The sequence below is a fragment of the Rhodovulum sp. BSW8 genome (genome assembly GCF_003314725.1).
GTDB lineage: Bacteria > Pseudomonadota > Alphaproteobacteria > Rhodobacterales > Rhodobacteraceae > Rhodovulum > Rhodovulum visakhapatnamense.
In genome coordinates this window covers 143,077-165,527 of sequence record NZ_QNVX01000012.1, presented here as the reverse complement: position 1 = coordinate 165,527, position 22,451 = coordinate 143,077, and the positions used below count along the sequence as shown (strand labels likewise).

The window sequence follows — 22,451 nt, the reverse complement described above, 5'->3', positions numbered from 1 at the left end:
CAGAGCTTCGGTCCGGGCCCGACGAGTACGGCGAATTGCAGTTGGGCGCTTTGATATTACCCCACCTGCGTGTGGAAAATTCAAGGGTCCTGACGGTCGCAGGACGGGGCGCCGCAGGGGCTGCGACGTGCTGTCAAGAGGGTTCGATATGTCGCACGATTCTGGGGCCATGTCAGGCTGCGTTGACATTGCCAACGTCAATCGCTTGTGACATCGTTTGCTTGTGACGATGCCGGGTCGGGTAGCCCAGCGAGAAATCGCGAAGGATATCTCCGGTCTGCGTTGTCGACGCCTGCGTGCAGGCTCTGCACGTACCACAGTCGAAAACCATATTGGGGAGACGACAATATGACTGACGATATGGACAAAGTCTGGCCGACCGGCCTGACCCTTGCCGAAGCCGAAGAAGTGCACAAGCAACTCATCGACGGCACCCGCGTGTTCGGCGCGATCGCGCTGTTCGCCCACTTCCTGGCTGCCATCGCCACCCCGTGGCTCGGCTAATCTAGAGAGAGGATATAGATCATGAACAACGCGAAAATGTGGCTCGTCGTGAAGCCCACCGTTGGTATCCCGCTCTTCCTGGTTGCCTGCGCCATCGCTTCCTTCCTGGTGCACCTGATGCTGGTTCTGACCACCGGCTGGATGGGCGACTACTACGCCGGCTCGTTCGAAGCCGCGTCGCTGGTCACCAACGCCACCACGCTGCTCTCGTAAGCCTTTCGGCTCGAGACAGGAATTTGCGAGGGCCGGGGTTTCAGCCTCGGCCTTCGTGCCTTCGGGGCGGCGACGCCCCGGCCCTACTGGAAACGCGCCCCAGCGGGCAATAGGACACGGGCCCCCTGTGTCGGGCCGCGTGTGGAGTGTGACCGCATGAATCGACTGAGCAAGATGGCGGTAAACCGTATCGCCACGGTCGGCCCCCGATTCCTCCCCTTTGCAGATGCCGCCAGCGAAGACCTGCCGCTCAGCCGCCTGTTGCGGCTGTCGATGTTCCAGGTCTCTGTCGGCATGGCGATGGTGCTGCTGGTCGGCACCCTGAACCGGGTGATGATCGTCGAGCTCGAAGTCCCGGCATCGATCGTCGGCATCATGATTTCCCTGCCGCTTCTGTTCGCACCCTTCCGCGCGCTGATCGGCTTCAAGTCCGATACGCACCGCTCGGCGCTGGGCTGGCGGCGGGTGCCCTACATCTGGAAGGGCACGTTGCTGCAATGGGGTGGCTTCGCCATCATGCCCTTCGCGCTGATCGTCTTGTCGGGGCAGGAAAGTGCGGCCGGTGCGCCGGAATGGATTGGTATTCTCAGTGCCGCCATCTCGTTCCTGCTGGTCGGCGCGGGCGTGCACACGGTGCAGACCGTGGGGCTGGCGCTGGCGACCGACCTCGCGCCGCGCGAGGACCAGCCCAATGTCGTCGGACTGATGTATGTCATGCTGCTGGTCGGCATGATCGTCAGTGCCCTGCTGTTCGGGATGTGGCTGGAGGACTTCTACCACGCCAAGCTGATCAAGGTGATCCAGGGCGCGGCCGTCGCGACTATGGTCTTCAACGTCATCGCGCTGTGGAAGATGGAGGCGCGCGACCGTACCCGCGCCAGGCCGCGCCCCGAAAGCGAGCCGGAACCCAGCTTTCGCGAGGCCTGGGGGCTGTTCACGCGCGGCCCCAACGCCCGCAGGCTCTTGTGGGTGATCGGGCTCGGCACGCTGGGCTTCGGCCTGTCGGACGTTCTGCTGGAACCCTTCGGGGGTCAGGTTCTGGACATGTCGGTGGCGGCGACCACCAAGCTGACCGCCTCGGTCGCGGGTGGCACGCTGGTCGGCTTCGCCTGGGCCTCTCGGGTGCTGTCGCGGGGCTATGACCCGATGGCGATGGCCGGTTGGGGCGCGCTGGTGGGCCTGCCTGCCTTCGCCGCGATCACCTTCTCGGCGACGCTGCAATCCGAACCGATCTTCGTGCTGGGCACGATGCTGGCGGGTTTCGGGGCGGGGCTGTTCAGCCATGGCACGCTGACGGCCACCATGCGCTCGGCGCCGAAGGCCCAGGTCGGGCTGGCGCTCGGGGCCTGGGGCGCGGTGCAGGCGACCTCGGCCGGTGCCGGGATCGCGCTGGGCGGCGTCTTCCGCGATGCGGTGCTGCATTCGCCCATCGGCGACATGTTCGGCGCGGCCACGCCCTATTTCTTCGTCTACGCGATCGAGCTGGCGCTGCTGGTGGCGACCATCGTCGTCGGCTACCGGCTGATGCTGAGCCGCGCCTTCGGCATCGAGAACGCGCCCGACTGACGCGGGCGCCCGTGCCCCCGCGCCAGGCGCGGCGGCGGCACGCCCTTTCGCGGCAAAATCCGGCCCCCGGGGTTTCCCCTGCCGCCGTCTTGGCTAAGTATGCCGGGAAAAGGGGCCGGATTTGATCGACTCGCGTTGCATTCCCTCGTTCGCCGTCCTGACGGCGATCCTGCTGTCTGTCGCCCCGCGACCGGCCGCCGCGACCGAAGCCGTGCTGAGCGCGCCCGGCGCACCCGACGCGGTGCGGCAGGCGCTTGAGAACTCGGCTCTGTCGCTGCAGGCGGCCAGCGAACCCGATGCCAGCGCGCAGGACATCTTTGCCGCCGCCCGGGCCGATTACGCCCGTCTTGTCGGCGTGCTCTATGCGCGCGGCTATTACGGTCCCGAGGTCCATGTCACCCTCGACGGGCGCGAGGCGGCCGATCTGTCGCCCCTGTCGGTGCCCGCCCGGATCGGCCGGGTCGAGATCCGGGTGGCGACCGGGCGGCCTTTCGCCTTCTCCGAAGCCCAGATCGACCCGCTGGCCCCCGGCACCGACCTGCCCGAGGGGTTTGCCCCGGGGCGGCCCGCCGAGGCGGGCACCATTCGCGCTGCGGCCGAGGCCGGGGTCGATGGCTGGCGTACCGCCGGTCATGCCAGGGCCCGGGTCGCGGGACAAAGCCTGATCGCCAATCACCCGGGGGCAACGCTGGCCGCCCGGGTGCGGCTCGATCCCGGGCCTGCGGTCCGGTTCGGCGATCTCGTGATCGCCTCGGGCTCGCGGGTCCGCGAAGAGCGGCTTCGGGCCATTGCCGGGCTGCCGATGGGCGAACCCTTCGATCCCGAGGCGCTGGACCGAAGCGCCGAGCGGCTGCGCCGGACCGGCGCTTTCCGGTCGGTGCGCCTGACCGAGGCCGAGACGCTCGGACCCGGCAACAGCATGGATATCGGGCTGGAGGTGGTCGACCAGAAGAAACGCCGCCTGGGCTTCGGGATCGAGCTCTCGTCGCTCGAGGGCGCGACGGTCTCGGGCTACTGGATGCATCGCAACCTTCTGGGCGGGGCCGAGCGGCTGCGCTTCGATTTCGAGATCGCGGGGATCGGCGGGCAGGAGGGCGGCGGCGAGGACCTGTCGCTGTCGGCCCGCTTCGACCGCCCGGCGGTGATCGATGCCGATACCGGGCTTTACCTGCTGGGCGCCGTCGAGGATCTGGACGAGCCCGATTACACCGAGACCAACGCCCGGGTGGGCGGCGGCCTGACCCGGATCTTCACGCCGCATCTGAGCGGCGAGGCCGGGGTGCTGTTGCGCTATTCCGATGTCAGCGACGATCTCGGCGACCGGCAACTGACCCATCTGACCTTTCCCGTCAGCCTGACCTGGGACCGCCGCGACGATGCGCTCGACGCCCATGACGGGTTTTACCTCGACGGCAGCGTGACCCCGCTTCTGGCAGTGGGCGGCGCTGCCGAAAGCGGCGCGCTGATCAAGGCCGATGCGCGGATCTACCAGCCGCTCGGGGCCCGGGTCGTGCTGGCCGGGCGGGCGCAGATCGGGTCCGTGGTCGGCGCGTCGAGCGATGGCGTCCCGCCCGCGCTTTTGTTCTTTTCGGGCGGCGGCGGCACGGTGCGCGGCCAGCCCTATCAGTCGCTCGCGGTCGATCTGCCGAATGGCGACCGGATCGGCGGGCGGTCCTTCGTCGGGCTGTCGGGCGAGGCGCGGATCGGCGTCACCCGCGCGATCCAGATGGTGGCCTTCTACGATGCGGGCTTCGTCGGGCCCGACTCGTGGGTGTCGGACGGCGACTGGCATTCGGGCGCGGGGCTCGGGCTGCGCTATGACACCGGGATCGGCCCGATCCGCTTCGACATCGCGGCGCCGGTCGACGGCGATACCGGCGACGGGGTTCAGTTCTACATCGGTATCGGGCAGGCCTTCTGATGCGCGCGTTTCTCGGTTTTCTTCTGCTTCTTCTCACCGCGCTGCCGCTGGCCGCGCAGGAGGACGACCGCGGCGTTCTGGTGCGCTTTCTCGAGGACAAGCTGTCCTCGGCCGGGCGCGAGATCCGGATCGAGGGATTCGAGGGCGCGCTGTCCTCGCGGGCGACCCTGAAAGAGCTGACCATCGCCGATGAGGATGGCGTGTGGCTGACCGTGCGCGGGGCCGTGCTCGACTGGTCGCGGGCGGCGCTTCTGCGGGGCGAGGTCAAGGTCGAGGAACTGTCGGCCGACGAGATCCTGCTGCCGCGCCTGCCCAAGGGCGAGGGTGCCAGCGTCGAGCAATCCGAGGCCACGCCCTTCGCGCTGCCGGACCTGCCGGTCTCGATCGACATCGGCCGGGTCAGGACGCCCCGGCTGGTGCTGGGCGAGGCGCTGATCGGCCAGGAGGCCGAGATGGCGCTGGACGGGGCGCTGAGCCTCGCGGGCGGCGCGGGCGAGGCCGATATCACCGCCACCCGCAGCGATGCCGATGGCGCCTTCGCGCTGAAGGCCGCCTATGCCAATGACAGCCAGACGCTGTCGCTGGACCTGTCGCTGACCGAAGGCGCGGGCGGCATCGTGTCGAGCCTGGCGGGTCTGCCGGGCGCGCCGCCGCTGGCGCTGACCGTCGAGGGCGACGGGCCGCTCAGCGATTTCGCGGCCGATCTGGCGCTGGCGACCGAGGGCGAGCCCCGGGTCGCGGGTCGGCTGACCATCACCGCGCCCGAGGATGCGCCCGAGGCCCGGGACTTTGCCGCGACCCTTGCGGGCGATCTCGGCCCGCTGGTGGCCGAGCGGCTGCGCCCCTTCTTCGGCGACTCGTCCGAGCTGGCGGTCGAGGGCACGCGCGGCGCCGACCGCCGGCTTGACATCTCGCGGCTCGAAGTCGCGACCGGGGCCTTGCAGCTGGGCGGCACGCTGGTGCTGGCCCCGACTGGCCTGCCGGAAAAGGTCGATCTGTCGGGGCGGCTGTCGGGGCCCGTGGTGCTGCCGGTCTCGGGGCTGGACACCTCGGTCGAGGGTGTGTTGCTGGAGGCCAAATTCGATGCCGCGACCGGCGAGGCCTGGCAGGCCGACATCGCTTTGGACGGGCTGACCAGCGGCCCGCTGAAGCTTGGCCATGCCGATCTGACCGGCACCGGCACGATCCGGCCCGAGGCTCCGGCGCTGGACGCTGACATCGCCTTCCGCGCCACCGGGCTGAGCCATGCCGACCCTGCGCTGGCGCGCGCGCTGGGCGCAACGGCCGAGGGCCGCGCGCGCCTCTTCTGGCAGGCCGGGACGCCGCTTTCGCTGAGCGATCTGGCAATCGCGGCGGGCGATGCGCGGCTGACGGCCAAGGGTACGCTGGGCGCCGCCGCCGACGGGCTGCCCTTCGACGGCCAGATCGGCGCGGCGCTGGACGACCTGTCGCGCTTTGCGGCGCTGGCGGGCCGGGCGCTGGGCGGCGCGGCCCGGGCCGATCTGACCGGGCGCTACCGGCTGCTGGACGGGATCTTCGATCTGGCGCTCGCGGCCGAAACCACCGATCTCAAGACCGGCACGCCCCGGCTCGATCCGCTTCTGGCCGGAACGGGACAGGTGCAGGTGGCGGCGATGCGGGGGCCCGAGGGGACCGCGCTGAAGGCGCTGCAGGTCGAAACTCCGGGCATCCGTCTTGAGGGCAAAGGCGATCTGTCGACCGCCTCGGGCGGGCTGACCCTGACCGGGCAGGTGCCCGATCTGGCGCTGGTCGATCCGAAGCTGACCGGGCCGGGCACGCTCGACACCGCCTTCGGCTGGGAATCGGGCGGGCGGCTCAGGCTCGACCGGTTCGAGGCGCGGGCGGCCGGGGCCGAGATTGCCGCCCAGGGCGCGCTGACCCCCGGCGACCCGGCGCTGCCCGCCGAAGGCAAAGTGACGCTGAACGCGCCGAAGCTGTCGGTCTTTTCGGGGCTTGCCGGACGGCGGCTGTCGGGATCGGTGGACGCGACGCTGACCGGGCAGGGCGCGGTCAAGGGCGATTTCGAGGCCGCGCTGAGCGCCGAGGCGCAGGGGCTGGCCATCGGCATGGCCCAGATCGACCGGGTGATCGGCGGCAAGACCACCATCGAGGCCGAAGGCGCGCGCAAGGGCGGCGCGATCTCGGTCGGGCGACTCGACATCGCGACGCCACGGCTCACCGTCAAGGCCGAGGATCGTGCGGGCGACGGCACGCTCGATCTGGCGGCACGGCTGTCCGATCTGGCGCTGCTGGTCGAGGGCTTCCCGGGGCCGGTCGCGCTGAAGGGCACGGCCCGGCCCGACGGGGCCAACTGGCGCCTGAAACTCGACGCGACCGGGCCGAACGGTACAACCGCGGCCGTTGCGGGCACGTTGGCCCGGGATGCCTCGTCGGCCGATCTGAGCCTGAAAGGCCGGGCGCCGCTGTCGCTGGCCAATCCGTTCATCGAACCCCGCAGCCTTGACGGGATGGCGGCCTACGATCTGACGCTGAAAGGCCCGCCGGGGCTGTCGGCGCTGTCGGGTCGGGCCACGACCTCGGGCGCGCGGCTGTCGGCGCCGACGCTGGGCGCGGCGCTGACCGATATCGGCGGTCGGGTGGATTTGTCGGGCGGACGCGCGCGGCTGGACCTTGGCGGACGGCTGGGCGGCGGGCAGGTCTCCGTCGCGGGGCCGATCGCGCTGTCCGGGGCCTTCCCGGCCGAACTGGCCATCCGGCTGACGCAGGCGCGCCTGCAGGACCCGGCGCTTTATGAAACCAGCGTCGATGGCACCGTGACCGTCACCGGCCCGCTGACCGGCGGCGCACGGATCGCCGGGCGGCTGGATCTGGGGCGGACCGAGATCACCGTGCCCTCGACCGGGCTTGGCGGCGGCGGCGAGCTGCCCGATCTCGTGCATCGGGGCGCCCCGGCGGCGGTGCAGGCGACGCGGGTGCGGGCCGGACTGGTCGAGACCGACAGCGGCGGCGGGGGCGGACGGCCCTATCCGCTGGACCTGACGGTGTCGGCGCCCTCGCAGGTCTTCGTGCGGGGCCGGGGGCTCGATGCCGAGCTGGGCGGGCGGCTGGTTCTGGGCGGGACCACCGCCGATGTCGCGGCCACGGGCCAGTTCCAGCTGATCCGTGGGCGGCTCGACATCCTGGCCCAGCGTTTCACGCTGGACGAGGGGCAGGTGACGCTGTCCGGCCCGTTCGATCCGCAGCTGCATTTCGTGGCGGCGACCCAGTCGGGCGACGTGACCGCGCGAATCCTCGTCGACGGGCGCGCCAGTTCCCCCGATATCTCGTTCCAGTCGGACCCCGATCTGCCGCAGGAAGAAGTGATCTCGCGGATCCTGTTCGGCCGTGGGCTCGATACGCTGTCGCCCTTGCAGGCGGCCGAGCTGGCCTCGGCGGTGGCCACGCTGATGGGCCGGGGCGGGCAGGGGATTCTGGGCACGCTGCGCAGTGCGACCGGGCTCGACGATCTGGACGTGAATTCGACCGAAGAGGGCGGCACCGAGTTGAGTGCGGGCAAGTACCTGTCGGACAACGTCTATTCGCAGGTGATCGTCAATCCGGACGGCGAGAGCGAGATCAACCTAAACCTCGACGTGTCGCCTTATGTGACCGTCAAGGGCCATGTCGGCGCCGAGGGCGATACCGGCATCGGGATCTTCTACGAACGCGATTACTGAGAACGACAGGGCCCGCGCCCGCCGGGGCGCGGGAGCGGCTCAGCCGTTGCCGCGGCGCACGAAGCGGGCGGCCTCGGCGGCGGCAGCGCGGAGCGCGTTCGACTTGTTGACGGTTTCCTGCCATTCGGCGGCCGGGTCGGAATCGTAGACGACGCCGCCGCCCGCCTGGATGTACAGCTTTTCGTCCTTGAGGACGGCCGTGCGCAGCGCGATGCACATGTCCATGTCCCCACCGGCTGCGAAATAGCCCACGCCGCCGCCATAGACGCCGCGCTTTTCGGGTTCGAGCTCGTCGATGATCTCCATCGCGCGGACCTTGGGCGCGCCCGAGACCGTGCCCGCAGGCAGCCCCGCCAGCAGGGCCGACAGCGCATCCTCGCCCTCGGCGATCTCGCCCACCACGTTCGAGACGATATGCATGACGTGGGAATAGCGCTCGATGATGAATTTCTCGGTCGGATGGACGGTGCCGATCTTCGCGACCCGGCCCACATCGTTGCGTCCCAGATCGAGCAGCATCAGATGCTCGGCCAGTTCCTTCTGGTCGCAGAGCAGGTCGGCTTCGAGCGCGCGGTCCTCGGCGGGCGTGGCGCCGCGCGGGCGGGTGCCGGCGATGGGCCGGATCGTGACCTCGCCGCCGCGCAGCCGCACCAGGATCTCGGGGCTGGCGCCCACGACCTGGAAACCGCCGAAATTGAAGAAGAACATGAAGGGCGAGGGGTTGGTGCGCCGCAGGCTGCGGTAAAGCGCGAAGGGCGGCAGCGGAAAGTCCTGGGTCCAGCGCTGGGCCGGGACGACCTGGAAGATGTCGCCCGCGCGGATATAGTCCTTCGCGGTCTCGACCGCGGCCATGTAGCTTTCGCGGGTGAAGTTCGAGACCGGCTCGCCGATCTCGCGCGCCTCGCCGAAATCGCGGGTCTCGGCGGGCACCGCCCGGTCGAGATCGCGCAGCGCATCCATCACCCGCTCGGCGGCCTGGGCATAGGCGGCGCGGGCCGACAGCCCGGGTTCGGGCCGGGCGGGCGAAACCACCGTCACCTCGCCCTTGACCCCGTCCAGCACCGCCACGACCGAGGGCCTCAGCATCAGCGCATCGGGCAGGCCCAGCGGGTCGGGATTGACGTTCGGCAGCCGCTCGACCAGCCGGATCATGTCATAGCCGAGATAGCCGTAAAGCCCCGCCGCGATGGAGGGCAGGTCCTCGGGCATGTCGATGGCGCTTTCGGCGAGGATCTGGCGCAGGCTGGCCAGCGGATGGCCCTCCATCGGCTCGAAGGCGTCGGGATCGAAACGCGCCATCCGGTTGACGCGGCTGGTCTCGCCCCGACACTCCCAGATCAGGTCGGGCTTGAGGCCGACCACCGAATAGCGGCCGCGCACCTCGCCGCCCGTGACCGATTCCAGCATGAAGCTGTCGGTCCGGGCGCCCGCGAGTTTCAGCATCAGCGAGACCGGTGTATCGAGATCGGCGGCCAGCCGGGCATAGACGACCTGGGCGCGACCGGCCTCGTAACCTGCCTCGAAGGCGGCGAACTCGGGAATGATCTTCGACATGGGCGCTTACCGGAACTGGGCATTGACGGCGTTGATCGCCGCCTGGTCGAGCGACAGCCCGGCGGCGTTGATCACCGCCTGGGCGAACGAGCTGTAAAGGTCCTGGGCGATCCCCTGGCTGGCCTGCGAGGCGATGCTTTGGCGCAGCGCCTCGGCGCCCGGATCGTTGCCGTCGGGCGGCAGGATGGCGTCGAGCCGGATCAGCCAGACCTCGTCGCCCGAGGGCACGACGGCGGTGTCGCCCTCGGCCCCCAGCGCGAACAGCGCATCGGACAGCGGCTGGGGCATCAGCCCGCCGCGCGACAGGGCGCTTTCCGACGTCACTTCGGGCCCGAGCGCGGCCATGTCCTCGCCATTCTCGACCCGCGCCTTCAGCGCCTCGGCCTTGGCGGCAAGCTCGCGCGCGGTTTCGGCCGCGCGCCAATCCTCGGCGACCTGGTCGCGCACGGCGTCGAGCGGACGCAGGGTGGGCGGGGTTTCCCCGTCGAGCCGCAGCGCGAAGATGCCGCCGTCGTCCAGTTCCTTCACTTCGGGGAAATCGCCCTCGACCGCCGCATTGGCAGCCTCGCGGAAGTCCTGATAGGCAGCGATGCCCTGGTCGCTATTGGCGGTATAGTCGATCTCGCCCAGCTCCATGTCGGTTTCGCGTGCCAGATCCTCAAGCGTCGCGCCCGCCGCCAGCAGGTCGTCGAAGTCCGACATCTTGTCGGCGATCATCCGAACCGCGCGGTCGTGCACCGCCTCAGGGGCGAGGGTTTCGCGCGCCTCCTCGAAGGGGACTTCCTGCTTGGCGAGGATCGCGTTCACCCGGAAGATCGCGGGCCCGAGATCCGACATCACCGGCCCGGCAAGACCGGGTTCGGTCAGCGCAAAGACCGCCTGTCCGGCCGCGCCGCCGATCTGCACCTCGGAGACGTCGCCCAGGTCGATATCGTCGATCGAGAGGCCCCGCGCCGCCACCGCGTCGTCGAAGCTCTCTTCGCCCGAGGCGATCTTGTCCCAGGCGGCTTGGGCCTCGGTCATGTCGGCAAAGACCAGCCGTTCGACAAGACGTTTCTCGGGCTGCACGAACTGGTCGATATGTTCCTGATAAAGCTGATGCAGCAACTCTTCGTCGGGCTCGATCCGGTCTGCCATCATCTCGGGGGTGAGCCAGGCATAGGCGATCTTGCGCGTCATCGGGGCGGTGTAGGCAGCGGGGGTCGCTTCGTACTGGGCGGTCAGATCGTCCCCGGTCGGGTCGGGCACCGGCGCGTCGAGATCCCCGGCTGTCAGGTGGATCAGGCTGACGCTGCGCCGTTCGGCGATGAAGGTGTACAGCGTGTCGACATAGGTCTCGGGCGGGTTCAGCCCGGCAACGACGGCCGTCTGCAGCAGCGAGCGCGCGGCCTCGTCGCGGAGCGAGGTTTCGAACTGCGCCTCGGTCAGGCCGTTCTGCGACAGGGTGTAGCGATAGGCCTCGCGGTCGAAGCTGCCATCGGGGCCCTTGAAGGCGTCGATCCGCATCACCTCGCGGGCGACCTGATCGTCGCCGACCGACACGCCGATCCGGGCCATCTCGTTGTCGAGCGCGGCATTCGAGATCACCTGGGCGCGGATGGCATCGACCAGCCCGGTCGACTGGGCCTCGGCGATGCTCATGGTCTGGCCGCCGGTTGCCGCCGCGCGGGCGCGCAATTCGCGCTGCAGCGCGCGGGCATAGGTGTCGGTACTGATCTTCGTGTCGCCGACGCTGCCGATGGCCTCGACCCGGCCGCCGAAATTACTGACCCCGAACCCGCCGAGGCCCAGCACCACGAAGATCAGCATCAGCCAGACGAGCGTCTTCGAGAATTGCTTGCCTTTGGACTTGGACATCGGGCCGCCTCCCTGCCGGATCTGGGTTCGCTGCTGTGTAGGTCTTTGCGCGGCCCCCCGCAAGCGTCAGGGGCGGAAGGCCGCAAGCCGCTGGAACAGCGTCCGAAGGCCCGGACGGTCGATATTGGCAAAGGCGATCCGCAGCTGGTCGCGGCTGCCCGGATCGGCCTCGGGCAGGAACATCGCCCCCGGCAGCAGCAGCACGCCCGCCTCGGCCACGAGACGCCGGGCGAGCGTCGTCGAGTCGATGGCGAAGGGGTGGCGCACCCAGGCGAAGAAGGCGCCCGCGCCCATCAGATCCCAGCCCGGCAGGGCGGCGAAGCCGGTTTCGACGGCTGTGCGGCGGGCGAGGATCTCGGCCCGTTCGTCGGCCTTCCAGGCGGCGAGGTTGCACAGCCCCCAAAGTGCCGCGCGCTGGCCAAGCTGGTTGGCGCAGATCGCCACCGTGTCGAGGAATTTCCCGACCTCGGCCACGATCGGTTCGGCGGCCACCAGCGCGCCCACGCGATGCCCGGTCAGCCGGTAGGCCTTGGAGAAGGAGTAAAGCTGGATCAGCGTGTCGCCCCAGTCGGGATCGGCGAACAGCCGGTGCGGGGCGCCGTCGCGCCCGTCGAAATCGCGATAGGTCTCGTCGAGGATCAGGGCGATCCCGTGATTGCGGCAAAGCGCCAGGACCTCGGCCACGAGCCCCGCCGGATATTCGAGCCCGGTCGGGTTGTTGGGCGTGACCAGCACGATGGCGCGGGTGCGCGGCGTGATCAGGGCCGCGGTGCGCTGGACCTCGGGCAGCAGGTTGGCCCCGGTCGAGAGCGGCACCGCCCGCACGCCGGCCATGTCGAGCCACATCTTGTGATTGAAGTACCAGGGCGTGGGCAGGATCACCTCGTCCCCGGCCGCGGCGATGGCCGAGACGGCCGCGCAGAAGGCCTGGTTGCAGCCCTGGGTGATGGCGACCTGTTCGGGCCGGATCGCGCCGCCATAGGCCGAGGACCACTGGTCGGCGATTTCGGCGCGCAGCTCGGGCAGGCCCAGCACGGGGCCGTAAAGATGCGCGCCCGGATCGTTCAGCGCGGCCTCGGCGATGGCCTGCCGCAGCGCCGCGGGCGGCGGGTCCATCGGCGCGGCCTGGCTGACATCGAGAAGCGGCCGGTCGGGCGGAAACTCGATCCCGTCAAGCCAGCGCCGGGCCTCCATGATCGGCGGGGCGAAGGTGGCGGCGGTGCCGCCGCGCGGTGGCTGGCGGACGGGCATCGCGGCGGCTATTCGCCCGCGCGGTAGGGTTTGACGTATTGCAGCGCCATGTCCCAGGGGAAGAAGATCCAGGTGTCCTGGCTGACCTCGGTGATATAGGTGTCGACCTGCGGCCGGCCCATCGGCTTGGCATAGACCGTGGCGACATGGGCCTTGGGCATGGTCGCGCGGACCACCTCGAGCGTCCGGCCGGTATCGACCAGATCGTCGACGATCAGCACCCCGGTGCCGTCGCCCACCAGATCGCGGTCGGGCATCTTGATGATGACCGGCGCGCTCTGGGACTGGTGGTTGTAGGACTTGACCGAGATCGTGTCGACCAAGCGGATGTCGAGTTCGCGCGAGACGATCATCGCCGGGGCCATGCCGCCCCGGGTGATCCCGACCACCGCGCGCCAGGCGCCGTTGTCGGGCCCCTGTCCGTCGAGCCTCCAGGCCAGCGCCCGCGCATCGCGGTGCAGCTGATCCCAGCTGACGTGAAAGCCTTTTTCATGGGGCAGACGGTCGGGGGCCATCGGTGTCTCCTGTGCGTGCCTTCGACGAATGGCAGGTCGCGCCCGCCCGCGTCAAGCGCTGCCGCGGGCGGGCGCGGACCGCTCAGCCGTCCTTGCGTCCGGTGACCGCGTCGATATCGGGTGCGTCGACCGCTTTCATGCCGACGCTGTGATAGCCGGCATCGACATGGTGCACCTCGCCGGTGACCGCGCTGCCGAGATCCGACAGAAGATAAAGCGCCGATTTTCCGACCTCGTCCTGGGTCACATTGCGCCGAAGCGGCGAATTCAGTTCATTCCATTTCAAGATATAGCGGAAATCGCCAATGCCGCTGGCGGCCAGCGTCTTGATCGGTCCGGCGGAAATGGCATTGACGCGAATTCCATCCTTGCCGAGGTCTTCGGCCATGTAGCGGACCGAGGCTTCGAGAGCGGCTTTTGCGACGCCCATCACGTTATAGTGAGGCATCACCCGCTCGGCCCCGTAATAGGTCAGCGTCAGCGCCGAACCGCCTTCGGTCATCAGGCGCGCGGCGCGCTGGACGGCGGCGGTGAAGGAGTAGACCGAGATGTCCATCGACATCAGGAAGTTCGACCGGGACGTGTCGACATAGCGGCCGCGCAGCTCGTTCTTGTCCGAGAAACCGATGGCATGGACGATGAAATCGAGCCGGCCCCAGCGCGCCTCGAGCGCGGCGAAGAGGGCGTCGAGCGACTCTTCGCTGGCGACGTCGCATTCCAGCACCATATCGCTGCCCAGGCTCTCGGCCAGCGGCATCACGCGCTTCTTAAGTGCTTCGCCCTGATAGGAAAAAGCCAGCTCAGCGCCGGCGTCCGCGCATTGCCGCGCGATCCCCCAGGCGATGGACTTGTCGTTGGCGAGTCCCATGATCAGGCCCCGCTTGCCCTCCATCAGCTTTGTCGACATCCGAGGTCCCCTCGACCATCTGTTCAAAAATTTGCCGCCGGTGTAGGGCAAATGCACGAACCCATCAAGTGCCACAGGGTCAACCAGGAGGACGCAGGCCATGAGCGACAGGGACGGACTATTTGCGGGCGACGATCCCTTCGCGATCGCGCGCGCCTGGCTGGCCGAAGCCGAAAAGACCGAACCGAACGATCCGAATGCGATCGCGCTGGCGACGGTCGACGCGCAGGGATTGCCGAATGCGCGGATGGTGTTGTTGAAGGAGATCGAGGACGACGCTTTCCTGTTCTACACCAATTACGAAAGTGTAAAGGCGGGCGAAATTGCCCTAACGAATAAAGCGGCATTCGTGTTACACTGGAAATCATTGCGGCGCCAGATCCGGGTCCGTGGCGTGACCGAGAAGGAAGAAGGCGAAAAAGCCGATGCCTATTATGCCTCTCGTGCTCTGCAAAGCCGACTTGGAGCCTGGGCGTCGCAGCAGTCGCGACCCTTGGCGTCGCGGCGCGAACTGATGGCCGAGGTGGCGCTTGTCACCGCCAGGCGCGGCGTGTCGCCGCAACGGCCGCCCTTCTGGGGAGGCTTCAGGCTGAGGCCTCTCGAGATAGAATTCTGGGCCGACGGGGCCTTCCGCCTGCACGACCGGTTTCGCTGGTGCAGAGATACACTTGACGCTGAGTGGAAGATCGCCAGACTCTACCCTTGATTGCCCGGAGGCGGTCCGGGCAACGCGCGGCGGGACGATGGGGCGTCGAACTCTTTTTGGGGAGTGCGTCTGGCCAGCGTCCAGGCGCCTGAGGCATCAAAGACGACCGGGACCGGACGTATGGACAAGGACAGCGACACGGCGTTGCGCGTCGAAGGGCGTGTTAAGTGGTTCGATCCGTCAAAGGGGTTCGGCTTTGTCGTGTCCGACGAAGGCGGCCCCGATATCCTGCTGCACGCGAATGTGCTGCGGAACTTCGGACAGAATTCGGTTTCGGACGGGGCGGGCATCGTTCTGGTCGTGAACCGGACGGCCCGCGGGCTGCAGGCGACAGAGGTTCTGAAGATCGAGCCGCCCGTTGCCGCGGGGGCGCCCGCGCTCGAGGATGCGATGCATCTGACGGCCGAACAGGTCGCGGCATTGCCGCTGGAACCCGCACGCGTTAAATGGTTCGACAAGGCCAAGGGCTTCGGTTTTGCCAATGTCTTCGGCCGCGACGACGATGTGTTCATTCATATCGAGGTGCTGCGGCGGTCGGGATTGGCCGATCTGCAGCCGGGCGAGGCCATCGCGGTGCGGGTCACCGAAGGCCAGCGCGGCCGCCTCGCAATATCGGTGGGTCCATGGGAAAGCGCGCTCGGTCCGGACGGGGCCTTCGCAAGATAGCGGTCCGGGCGGCGGCGGCCGGTCTTCTGGTCTGGGCGGTTGCGGGGGCGGCGCGTGCCGCCGATTGCGCCGAGACCCGGGTCGATCTGCGCGGCGACTGGGGCACGGCGCGGTTCACGGTCGAGATCGCCGATGACGAGGCCGAGCGGGCGCTTGGCCTGATGAACCGGACGCATCTGGCCGGATCGGCGGGGATGCTTTTCGTCTACCCCGATCCGCAGCCCGTCGCCTTCTGGATGGAGAACACGCTGATCCCGCTCGACATGATCTTCCTCGACGGGGCGGGTCGGGTGAAGAAGGTCCATGCCGACGCGGAGCCGCTGGACCGGAGGCCCATCGACGGCGGGCCGGGCATTCTGGCGGTGCTCGAGATCAATGGCGGGCTGGCCGGGCGGCTGGGCATCGCGCCCGGAACCGAGCTGCGCCATCCCGCCTTCGGGCCGGACGCCGCCTGGCCCTGCGACTAGGACCCAAGCCTCTTTCCTTGCGGCGGCCTGGGCGCTATGGAGGCGGCCACGGGGCGTAGCGCAGCCTGGTAGCGCGACGGCTTTGGGTGCCGTAGGCCGTGGGTTCGAATCCCGCCGCCCCGACCATAACCCACTTTGTTAACCTTTTGAGCGTATTCGGCTTTTTCGCCGCAGGTTCTGCTCATATTCGTCAACGCGGGGGACGAATCTCAACCTTCGCGTGCAAGCCCTTCTTCTGGCGCGGTTTTCCATCCCCATTCTGTTTTCCACAAGCTGTGGATGACTCAAGCCCTTGTGGTCAGCCGTTCAGTCAACCCCAAAAACTTGGCCTTGGGCGCAAGAATCGCGTTGACCAATCCCCTAATTTTCCGTCAATTTGTATGGGCTGGGTGAGGCAACACTAGATCTAGTGGCTCGACCGAGGGTCGGGAACAGCGCCTCGGCGGGACAGGACCAAGGGCACAGAACACGGGCTGCGGCGCGCATGCCGGATCCGGCGGCAAGACCGCCGGTGAGGCCATGCGTTTGCCTGACGGCAGACGGGTCGGCAGACGGGCCCGGGACGCTTTCGCGGCGCCGGGACAGAAAAATACGGGATACGGGGCAGATCCATGAAGATCGAACGCAAATTCACCACCGAAGAGACCGGCGCCTACGGCGCGCTCGAGTTCGTGTCGACGACGTCGGAGATTCGCAATCCCGATGGCAAGGTGGTGTTCCGGCTCGACGAGGTGGAGGTCCCCGCGGGCTGGAGCCAGGTCGCAAGCGACGTGATCGCCCAGAAGTACTTCCGCAAGGCCGGCGTTCCGGCGCGACGGACCCCGGTGCCCGAAGAGGGCGTTCCCGCCTTCCTGTGGCGATCCGTGCCCGATACGGACGAGCTGGAAGCCCTGCCCGAGGATGCGCGCTTCGGCGGCGAGACCTCGGCGCGGCAGGTCTTCGACCGGATGGCGGGCGCCTGGACCTATTGGGGTTGGAAGGGCGGCTATTTCACCACCGAGGAAGACGCCCGCGCCTATTACGACGAGATGCGCTACATGCTGGCGACCCAGATGGCCGCGCCCAACAGCCCGCAATGGTTCAATACCGGGCTGCACTGGGCCTATGGCATCGACGGTCCGGGGCAGGGGCATTACTATGTCGACTACAAGTCGGGCAAGCTGACCAAGTCGATCTCGGCCTATGAACACCCGCAGCCCCATGCCTGCTTCATCCAGTCGATCAAGGACGATCTGGTGAACGAGGGCGGCATCATGGACCTCTGGGTCCGCGAGGCGCGGCTGTTCAAGTACGGCTCGGGCACCGGCACCAACTTCTCGTCGCTCCGCGCCGAGGGCGAGGCGCTGTCGGGCGGGGGCAAGTCCTCGGGTCTGATGGGCTTTCTTCGGATCGGCGACCGGGCCGCGGGCGCAATCAAGTCGGGCGGTACGACCCGTCGAGCAGCGAAGATGGTGATCTGCGACATGGATCACCCAGATATCGAGTCCTTCATCAACTGGAAGGTCATCGAGGAACAGAAGGTCGCGAGCCTCGTGGCGGGCTCCAAGACCCATGAAAAGCACCTGAACGCGATCTTCGATGCGATCCGCGTTTGGGACGGCAATGCCGACGCGGCCTTCGACCCGGGCAGGAATGACGGCCTGAAGGCCGCGATCCGGGCCGCCAAGAAGGCGATGCTGCCCGAAGCCTATGTCAAGCGCGTGCTCGATTATGCGCGCCAGGGGTATTCCTCGATCGAGTTCCCCACCTACGACACCGATTGGGACAGCGAGGCCTATGCCACGGTGTCGGGCCAGAATTCCAACAACTCCGTCCGCGTGACCGACGCCTTCCTGAAGGCGGTCCGCGAGGATGCAGATTGGGAACTGGTCCGGCGGACCGACGGCACAGTCGCCAAGACCGTCAAGGCCCGCGAGTTGTGGAGCCAGGTGGGCCACGCCGCCTGGTCCTGCGCCGATCCGGGCATCCAGTTCCACGACACCATCAACGCCTGGCACACCTGCCCGGCCGATGGCGAGATCCGCGCCTCGAATCCGTGCTCGGAATACATGTTCCTCGACGACACGGCCTGCAACCTCGCCTCGATGAACCTGCTGACCTTCTGGGGCGACGGCGCGTTCCAGGCCGAGGATTATGCCCATGCCACCCGGCTCTGGACGCTGACGCTGGAAATTTCGGTGATGATGGCGCAGTTCCCCTCGAAGGAAATCGCGCGCCTGTCCTACGATTTCCGCACGCTGGGGCTTGGCTATGCCAATATCGGCGGGCTTCTGATGACCATGGGGCTCGGCTATGACAGCGACGAGGGCCGGGCGCTGTGCGGCGCGCTGACCGCCGTTCTGACCGGCATCGCCTATGCCACCTCGGCCGAGATCGCGGGCGAGCTGGGCGCCTTCCCGGGCCACAAGCGCAATGCCGCCTCCATGCTGCGGGTGATCCGCAACCACCGCAACGCCGCCTGGGGCAAGGCCAAGGGCTATGACGGGCTCGCCGTGCCGCCGGTGCCGCTCGATCACGCCAACTGCCCCGACGAACGCCTGGTCGAGATGGCGATGTCGGCCTGGGACGAGGCGCTGGCGCTGGGCGAGAAACATGGTTTCCGCAACGCGCAGGTTTCGGTGATCGCGCCGACCGGGACCATCGGTCTGGTGATGGATTGCGACACCACCGGCATCGAGCCCGATTTTGCGCTGGTCAAGTTCAAGAAGCTCGCGGGCGGCGGCTATTTCAAGATCATCAACCGGTCTGTCCCGGCCGCGCTCGAGGCGCTGGGCTACGGCCCGGCCCAGATCGAAGAAATCATCGGCCATGCGGTGGGCCATGGCACGCTGGGCAACTGCCCCGGCATCAACCACACCTCGCTGATCGGCCATGGCTTCGGTCAGGCCGAGATCGACAAGATCGAGGCGGCGCTGCCCTCGGCCTTCGACATCCGCTTCGTCTTCAACCAGTGGACCCTGGGCGAGGAGTTCTGCACCCGGGTGCTGGGTATCCCCGCCGCCAAGATGGCCGATCCGGGCTTCGACCTGTTGCGCCATCTGGGCTTCAGCCGGGCCGATATCGAGGCCGCGAACGACCATGTCTGCGGGACGATGACGCTGGAAGGCGCGCCGCATCTCAAGCCGGAACATTACCCGGTCTTCGACTGCGCCAATCCCTGCGGCAAGAAGGGCAAGCGGTTCCTCAGCGTCGACAGCCACATCAAGATGATGGCGGCCGCGCAAAGCTTCATCTCGGGCGCGATCTCGAAGACGATCAACATGCCCAACGATGCCAGCATCGAGGATTGCCTGTCGGCCTATGAACTCAGCTGGTCGCTGGGGGTGAAGGCCAATGCGCTGTACCGCGACGGGTCCAAGCTCAGCCAGCCGCTGGCCTCGGCGCTCGTCGAGGATGGCGAGGAGGCCGAAGAGATCCTCGCGACCGGCACCCCGGCCGAGAAGGCGCAGGTCATCGCCGAGAAGATCGTCGAGAAGGTGGTGGTCAAGGAGATCGTCCGCAGCCACCGCGAAAAGCTTCCGACCCGGCGCAAGGGCTATACCCAGAAGGCGATCATCGGCGGCCACAAGGTCTATCTGCGCACCGGCGAATATCAGGACGGGACGCTGGGCGAGATCTTCATCGACATGCACAAGGAAGGCGCGGGCTTCCGGGCGATGATGAACAATTTCGCCATCGCCGTGTCGGTCGGGCTGCAATATGGCGTGCCGCTCGAGGAATTCGTCGAGGCCTTCACCTTCACCCGGTTCGAGCCCGCGGGCATCGTGCAGGGCAACGACTCGATCAAGAACGCGACCTCGATCCTCGACTACATCTTCCGCGAACTGGCGGTCAGCTATCTCGACCGGACCGACCTGGCCCATGTCAAGCCGACCGGCGCCGCCTTCGAGGAACTGGGCAGCGGCCATGAAGAGGGCAAGGCGAATGTCGCCCCGGTCTCGGACAGCGCCGCGTCGAAGTCGCTGGAGGTGCTCAAGCAGATCAGCTCGACCGGCTATCTGCGCAAGCGTCTGCCGCAGGAACTGGTGGTGCTGCAGGGCGGCATGGGGGCGGTCGCCTTCGCCAGCAGCATCGACACCGCGGCCGCGCTGCCCGCCGCGGGTCCGGCCTCTGGCGCGGCCACGGCGCTTGCCACGGGCACGGTGCCGATGGATGTCCGCGTCAAGGCTAAGATGCAGGGCTACGAGGGCGATCCTTGCGGCGAATGCGGCAACTACACGCTGGTCCGGAACGGCACCTGCATGAAGTGCAACACCTGCGGTGCGACGAGCGGCTGCAGCTAAGACCGCATGAACCTGTCGTTCCGGTGAAAGGACGACCTCGACGACATCGAGGACTAGGTCATGTTGACAAATGGCGGACCCAGAGACGGATCGACGTGATGTCAATGAAGCCGAGGAAGCTCTCAGCGGTCTTGTCGTAGCGGGTCGCGACACGCCTGGCGTTCTTGAGCTTGTTGAAGCAGCGTTCGACCAGATTACGCAGGCGATACAGCGAGCGATCGACACCAATGCGCTTCTTGCGGGACTTGCGCATCGGTATCACGGGCAGGACGTTGCGCGCCTCCATGCCGTTTCTGATCTTGTCTGCATCGTAGCCGCGATCTGCGATGAGCCCGCTCGGGCGGGGCAGATTATCCGCCATCACCAGATCGAAGCCGAGCTAGTCTGACGTTTGGCCATGGATTCTTGAGTTCCAACCCGTTCGACAATATCGGCCTGTGCGGCATGGACCGATTAAGGCGGCTGCACGCGGCAGCCTGATATTCGCGGAACCTTGGGTGGCAGAATCACACAGCCACCGCAGCTGGCTCCTCCGGGCTGACTGATGTGTCAGAGGTTCTTTTTGCTTCTATTGCGTGTTTCGACCTGGCGCAGCATACGCCGAGCCATGTCGCGTGAAATCCGACCTCTCAGAACTTCGACCTCGCCACGATGGCAGTCTCGCAAACGCTTGCTACTCCCACATGGGCAGATTGCGTGTCCGCCGAGATGCTGGCGGCACATCAGCCTCAGGTACGCGATGACCACCTGCCGATCTTGTTCAACTCCGAGTATCTCCGAGAATGCTTCTACGACGCCAGTGATACCGTGAGACCGCTCGCCGAAGGGCCATTCGCCGTTGGTGTCAAAATAGGTCTGGCTGAAGAAGAAGTCGTGCAGAGGGCCACGGAAGAAAGCCTCGACAGTCGGTTCCTGCACCTCTGCCAGCCAGCCCTCCCATACAGTCAAGCAGCAGGCACCGTCGCTTGGAAACACATGCCTATCTAGGTCACGAGGTATGCGCCCTTCGGTCTCGTAAACACGCGGCGATGTAGACGGGAAGTCACTGAAAAAACCGATGAAGACCGAATAGCCATCGAGCGGTCCCTGGCCGTCCCACACGACAAACTTGCCCTCTACGAGGACGACGTCGTCTTCCATGCTGACGACGAGCTCGGGCTGGCAGGTGTTTGCGACCCGCCACACCTCGCGGAACAGTTCGTCGACTTGGTTCGTCAGCGTGGCTACTTCGCCCATGGCTTCGATGTTGTCCCTTCGGATTTGCGCGCTTCCGCTGCATCCCTGAGACGGTCTGCGCGGGCGTCGTCAGACAGTGCTGCCGCTATCCCGGAAGCAAGGGCTGGGGCCCCCAAACCACTGGAGAGCGCGGACTTCGTTTCGAGTGCGCCCTTTGCGGTGGATGACGCATCCTGCTTGGGCTCATCGAAGAAGCTGTGGGCGAAGACCTTCCGCCAGGCTTTTCGAGCCTCCTTCTCGCGAACGTCACCGTCGAGCTTGTCGAGCTCCTCGACGGACGCCTTGGCCTGATCGATCAACCGAACGATGCGATCTTCATCTTTGGCGTCGGACACCTCGAAACCGTTAGCATAGACCGGCGCGGATTTGGAGCGGAGCGAGATCTTTCGCAGCGTCTCGCGGATCGACTCGTCGTCCCGACCATCGACTTCGACGTAGCACTCGATGAAGATCGCCGTCGCGACGAGGCCGCCGGGAAAGCTCGCCCGCAGTCGGTGCGCATGCGTCTTGGAGTAGAACTTGCCGTAGCGGATGATCCGCCGGAGTTGGTAGCTCCCGTCGGTAACCGGGCTGAGCGCCACCTTGTTCTTGATCCACTCATTCATCGCGGCGGGGTCAGAAGCTACCCACTCGTCACCCGACGAGAGCTCGTAGCGATAGCCTGCCTCGGTCCAGCGACGCCGGAAGACAGGGAAGTCACACTGATACCCGTTCGAGTAGACCACGCGGACGCACTTCTTTTTGGTGGCCGGTTCGTTCTTGAACCCGCTGCCCTTGCGCGCGATCGCCTGCCTGACCCAGTCACGTGTCGTCCGAGGCGTCTTCGCGTCGTCCTGCTCGAAGACGATGCCCAGATCAATGTCGTACCGGCTGTCGACGTCATTCTCGGGCGGCTGCGTCATGGTCCGTTGCGCGTAGCCGCCCTGATTGATCGTCTCGGCGACCTTCGGCTTATCGAGCTCCGCAAGGCCGTCCTCGATCCGCTTCAGGTTCCGCTCACGCCGCGACCTCATGTCGGCTTGTTCGCCCGACGTGAGACGGACGCGGTCCTCGTGGAATGTTCGGACCCGCTTCGAAAAATCATACATCTTGCGCCCTCGCTGCGAC

Annotated in this window: 16 protein-coding genes, 1 tRNA gene and 1 pseudogene; 10 read left to right on the top strand and 8 right to left on the bottom strand. The window is 67.2% G+C overall.

The genetic code is table 11. The annotated features are described in order from the left end of the window. The first annotated feature begins 348 nt into the window (after positions 1-348). From pufB to DSD19_RS09055, 5 genes are all read left to right on the top strand, one after another. Complete coding sequence (pufB, locus tag DSD19_RS09075) at positions 349-504, top strand: light-harvesting antenna LH1, beta subunit (RefSeq protein ID WP_042460741.1); 156 nt, start codon at positions 349-351, stop codon at positions 502-504. 21 nt (positions 505-525) lie between these two features. Continuing rightward, positions 526-717, top strand: coding sequence for a light-harvesting protein (locus DSD19_RS09070; RefSeq protein ID WP_075785378.1), 192 nt, complete (start codon positions 526-528; stop codon positions 715-717). 156 nt (positions 718-873) lie between these two features. Next, the gene (locus DSD19_RS09065) at positions 874-2,283 is read left to right on the top strand and encodes a PucC family protein (protein WP_075785379.1); all 1,410 of its coding nucleotides are present in this window, start codon (positions 874-876) and stop codon (positions 2,281-2,283) included. Positions 2,284-2,404: 121 nt separating this feature from the next. Next, complete coding sequence (locus tag DSD19_RS22625; RefSeq protein ID WP_305793747.1) at positions 2,405-4,204, top strand: autotransporter assembly complex family protein; 1,800 nt, start codon at positions 2,405-2,407, stop codon at positions 4,202-4,204. Beyond that, complete coding sequence (locus DSD19_RS09055; protein ID WP_113669335.1) at positions 4,204-7,902, top strand: translocation/assembly module TamB domain-containing protein; 3,699 nt, start codon at positions 4,204-4,206, stop codon at positions 7,900-7,902. Before DSD19_RS22625 ends, DSD19_RS09055 begins: the two co-directional genes overlap by 1 nt. Positions 7,903-7,941: 39 nt before the next feature. On the opposite strand, the gene trpE is transcribed toward DSD19_RS09055, so the two are convergent. The 5 genes from trpE to fabI form a co-directional block, all read right to left on the bottom strand. After that, a complete protein-coding gene (trpE, locus tag DSD19_RS09050) occupies positions 7,942-9,456 on the bottom strand; it encodes an anthranilate synthase component I (RefSeq protein ID WP_113669334.1) in 1,515 nt (504 codons plus the stop codon). Between the two features lie 6 nt (positions 9,457-9,462). After that, on the bottom strand, positions 9,463-11,313 hold the full coding sequence (locus DSD19_RS09045) for a peptidyl-prolyl cis-trans isomerase (RefSeq protein WP_113669333.1): 1,851 nt from the start codon (positions 11,311-11,313) through the stop codon (positions 9,463-9,465). A gap of 66 nt (positions 11,314-11,379) precedes the next feature. Continuing rightward, positions 11,380-12,564: an aminotransferase gene (locus DSD19_RS09040; RefSeq protein WP_113669332.1), complete on the bottom strand. Its 1,185-nt coding sequence runs from the start codon at positions 12,562-12,564 to the stop codon at positions 11,380-11,382. Between the two features lie 8 nt (positions 12,565-12,572). Next, on the bottom strand, positions 12,573-13,079 hold the full coding sequence (gene gpt / locus DSD19_RS09035) for a xanthine phosphoribosyltransferase (RefSeq protein ID WP_075785385.1): 507 nt from the start codon (positions 13,077-13,079) through the stop codon (positions 12,573-12,575). 82 nt (positions 13,080-13,161) lie between these two features. Continuing rightward, positions 13,162-13,986: an enoyl-ACP reductase FabI gene (fabI, locus tag DSD19_RS09030; protein WP_075785386.1), complete on the bottom strand. Its 825-nt coding sequence runs from the start codon at positions 13,984-13,986 to the stop codon at positions 13,162-13,164. Between the two features lie 100 nt (positions 13,987-14,086). On the opposite strand from fabI, the gene pdxH reads away from it, so the two are divergent. From pdxH to DSD19_RS09005, 5 genes are all read left to right on the top strand, one after another. Beyond that, positions 14,087-14,692 (top strand): pyridoxamine 5'-phosphate oxidase, encoded by a 606-nt coding sequence (pdxH, locus tag DSD19_RS09025; RefSeq protein ID WP_113669331.1) that lies wholly within the window; start codon positions 14,087-14,089, stop codon positions 14,690-14,692. 120 nt (positions 14,693-14,812) lie between these two features. Continuing rightward, on the top strand, positions 14,813-15,358 hold the full coding sequence (locus DSD19_RS09020; protein WP_075785388.1) for a cold-shock protein: 546 nt from the start codon (positions 14,813-14,815) through the stop codon (positions 15,356-15,358). Beyond that, positions 15,316-15,825, top strand: a complete 510-nt coding sequence (locus tag DSD19_RS09015; protein ID WP_113669330.1) for a DUF192 domain-containing protein — start codon at positions 15,316-15,318, stop codon at positions 15,823-15,825. Before DSD19_RS09020 ends, DSD19_RS09015 begins: the two co-directional genes overlap by 43 nt. A 49-nt stretch (positions 15,826-15,874) precedes the next feature. Continuing rightward, a tRNA-Pro gene (locus tag DSD19_RS09010) sits at positions 15,875-15,951 on the top strand. Positions 15,952-16,436: 485 nt separating this feature from the next. Beyond that, positions 16,437-20,108: a vitamin B12-dependent ribonucleotide reductase gene (locus DSD19_RS09005; RefSeq protein ID WP_113669329.1), complete on the top strand. Its 3,672-nt coding sequence runs from the start codon at positions 16,437-16,439 to the stop codon at positions 20,106-20,108. Between the two features lie 58 nt (positions 20,109-20,166). On the opposite strand, the pseudogene DSD19_RS09000 reads toward DSD19_RS09005, so the two are convergent. The 3 genes and pseudogenes from DSD19_RS09000 to DSD19_RS08990 all read right to left on the bottom strand — a co-directional run. Beyond that, positions 20,167-20,484, bottom strand: a pseudogene (locus DSD19_RS09000) (transposase); the annotation flags it as partial. A 173-nt stretch (positions 20,485-20,657) separates the two neighbouring features. Next, positions 20,658-21,344, bottom strand: a complete 687-nt coding sequence (locus tag DSD19_RS08995) for a hypothetical protein (RefSeq protein WP_113669328.1) — start codon at positions 21,342-21,344, stop codon at positions 20,658-20,660. Then, positions 21,332-22,432 (bottom strand): cyclic GMP-AMP synthase DncV-like nucleotidyltransferase, encoded by a 1,101-nt coding sequence (locus tag DSD19_RS08990; protein ID WP_113669327.1) that lies wholly within the window; start codon positions 22,430-22,432, stop codon positions 21,332-21,334. The genes DSD19_RS08995 and DSD19_RS08990 overlap by 13 nt, the downstream gene beginning before the upstream one ends. Between the last annotated feature and the right edge of the window lie 19 nt (positions 22,433-22,451).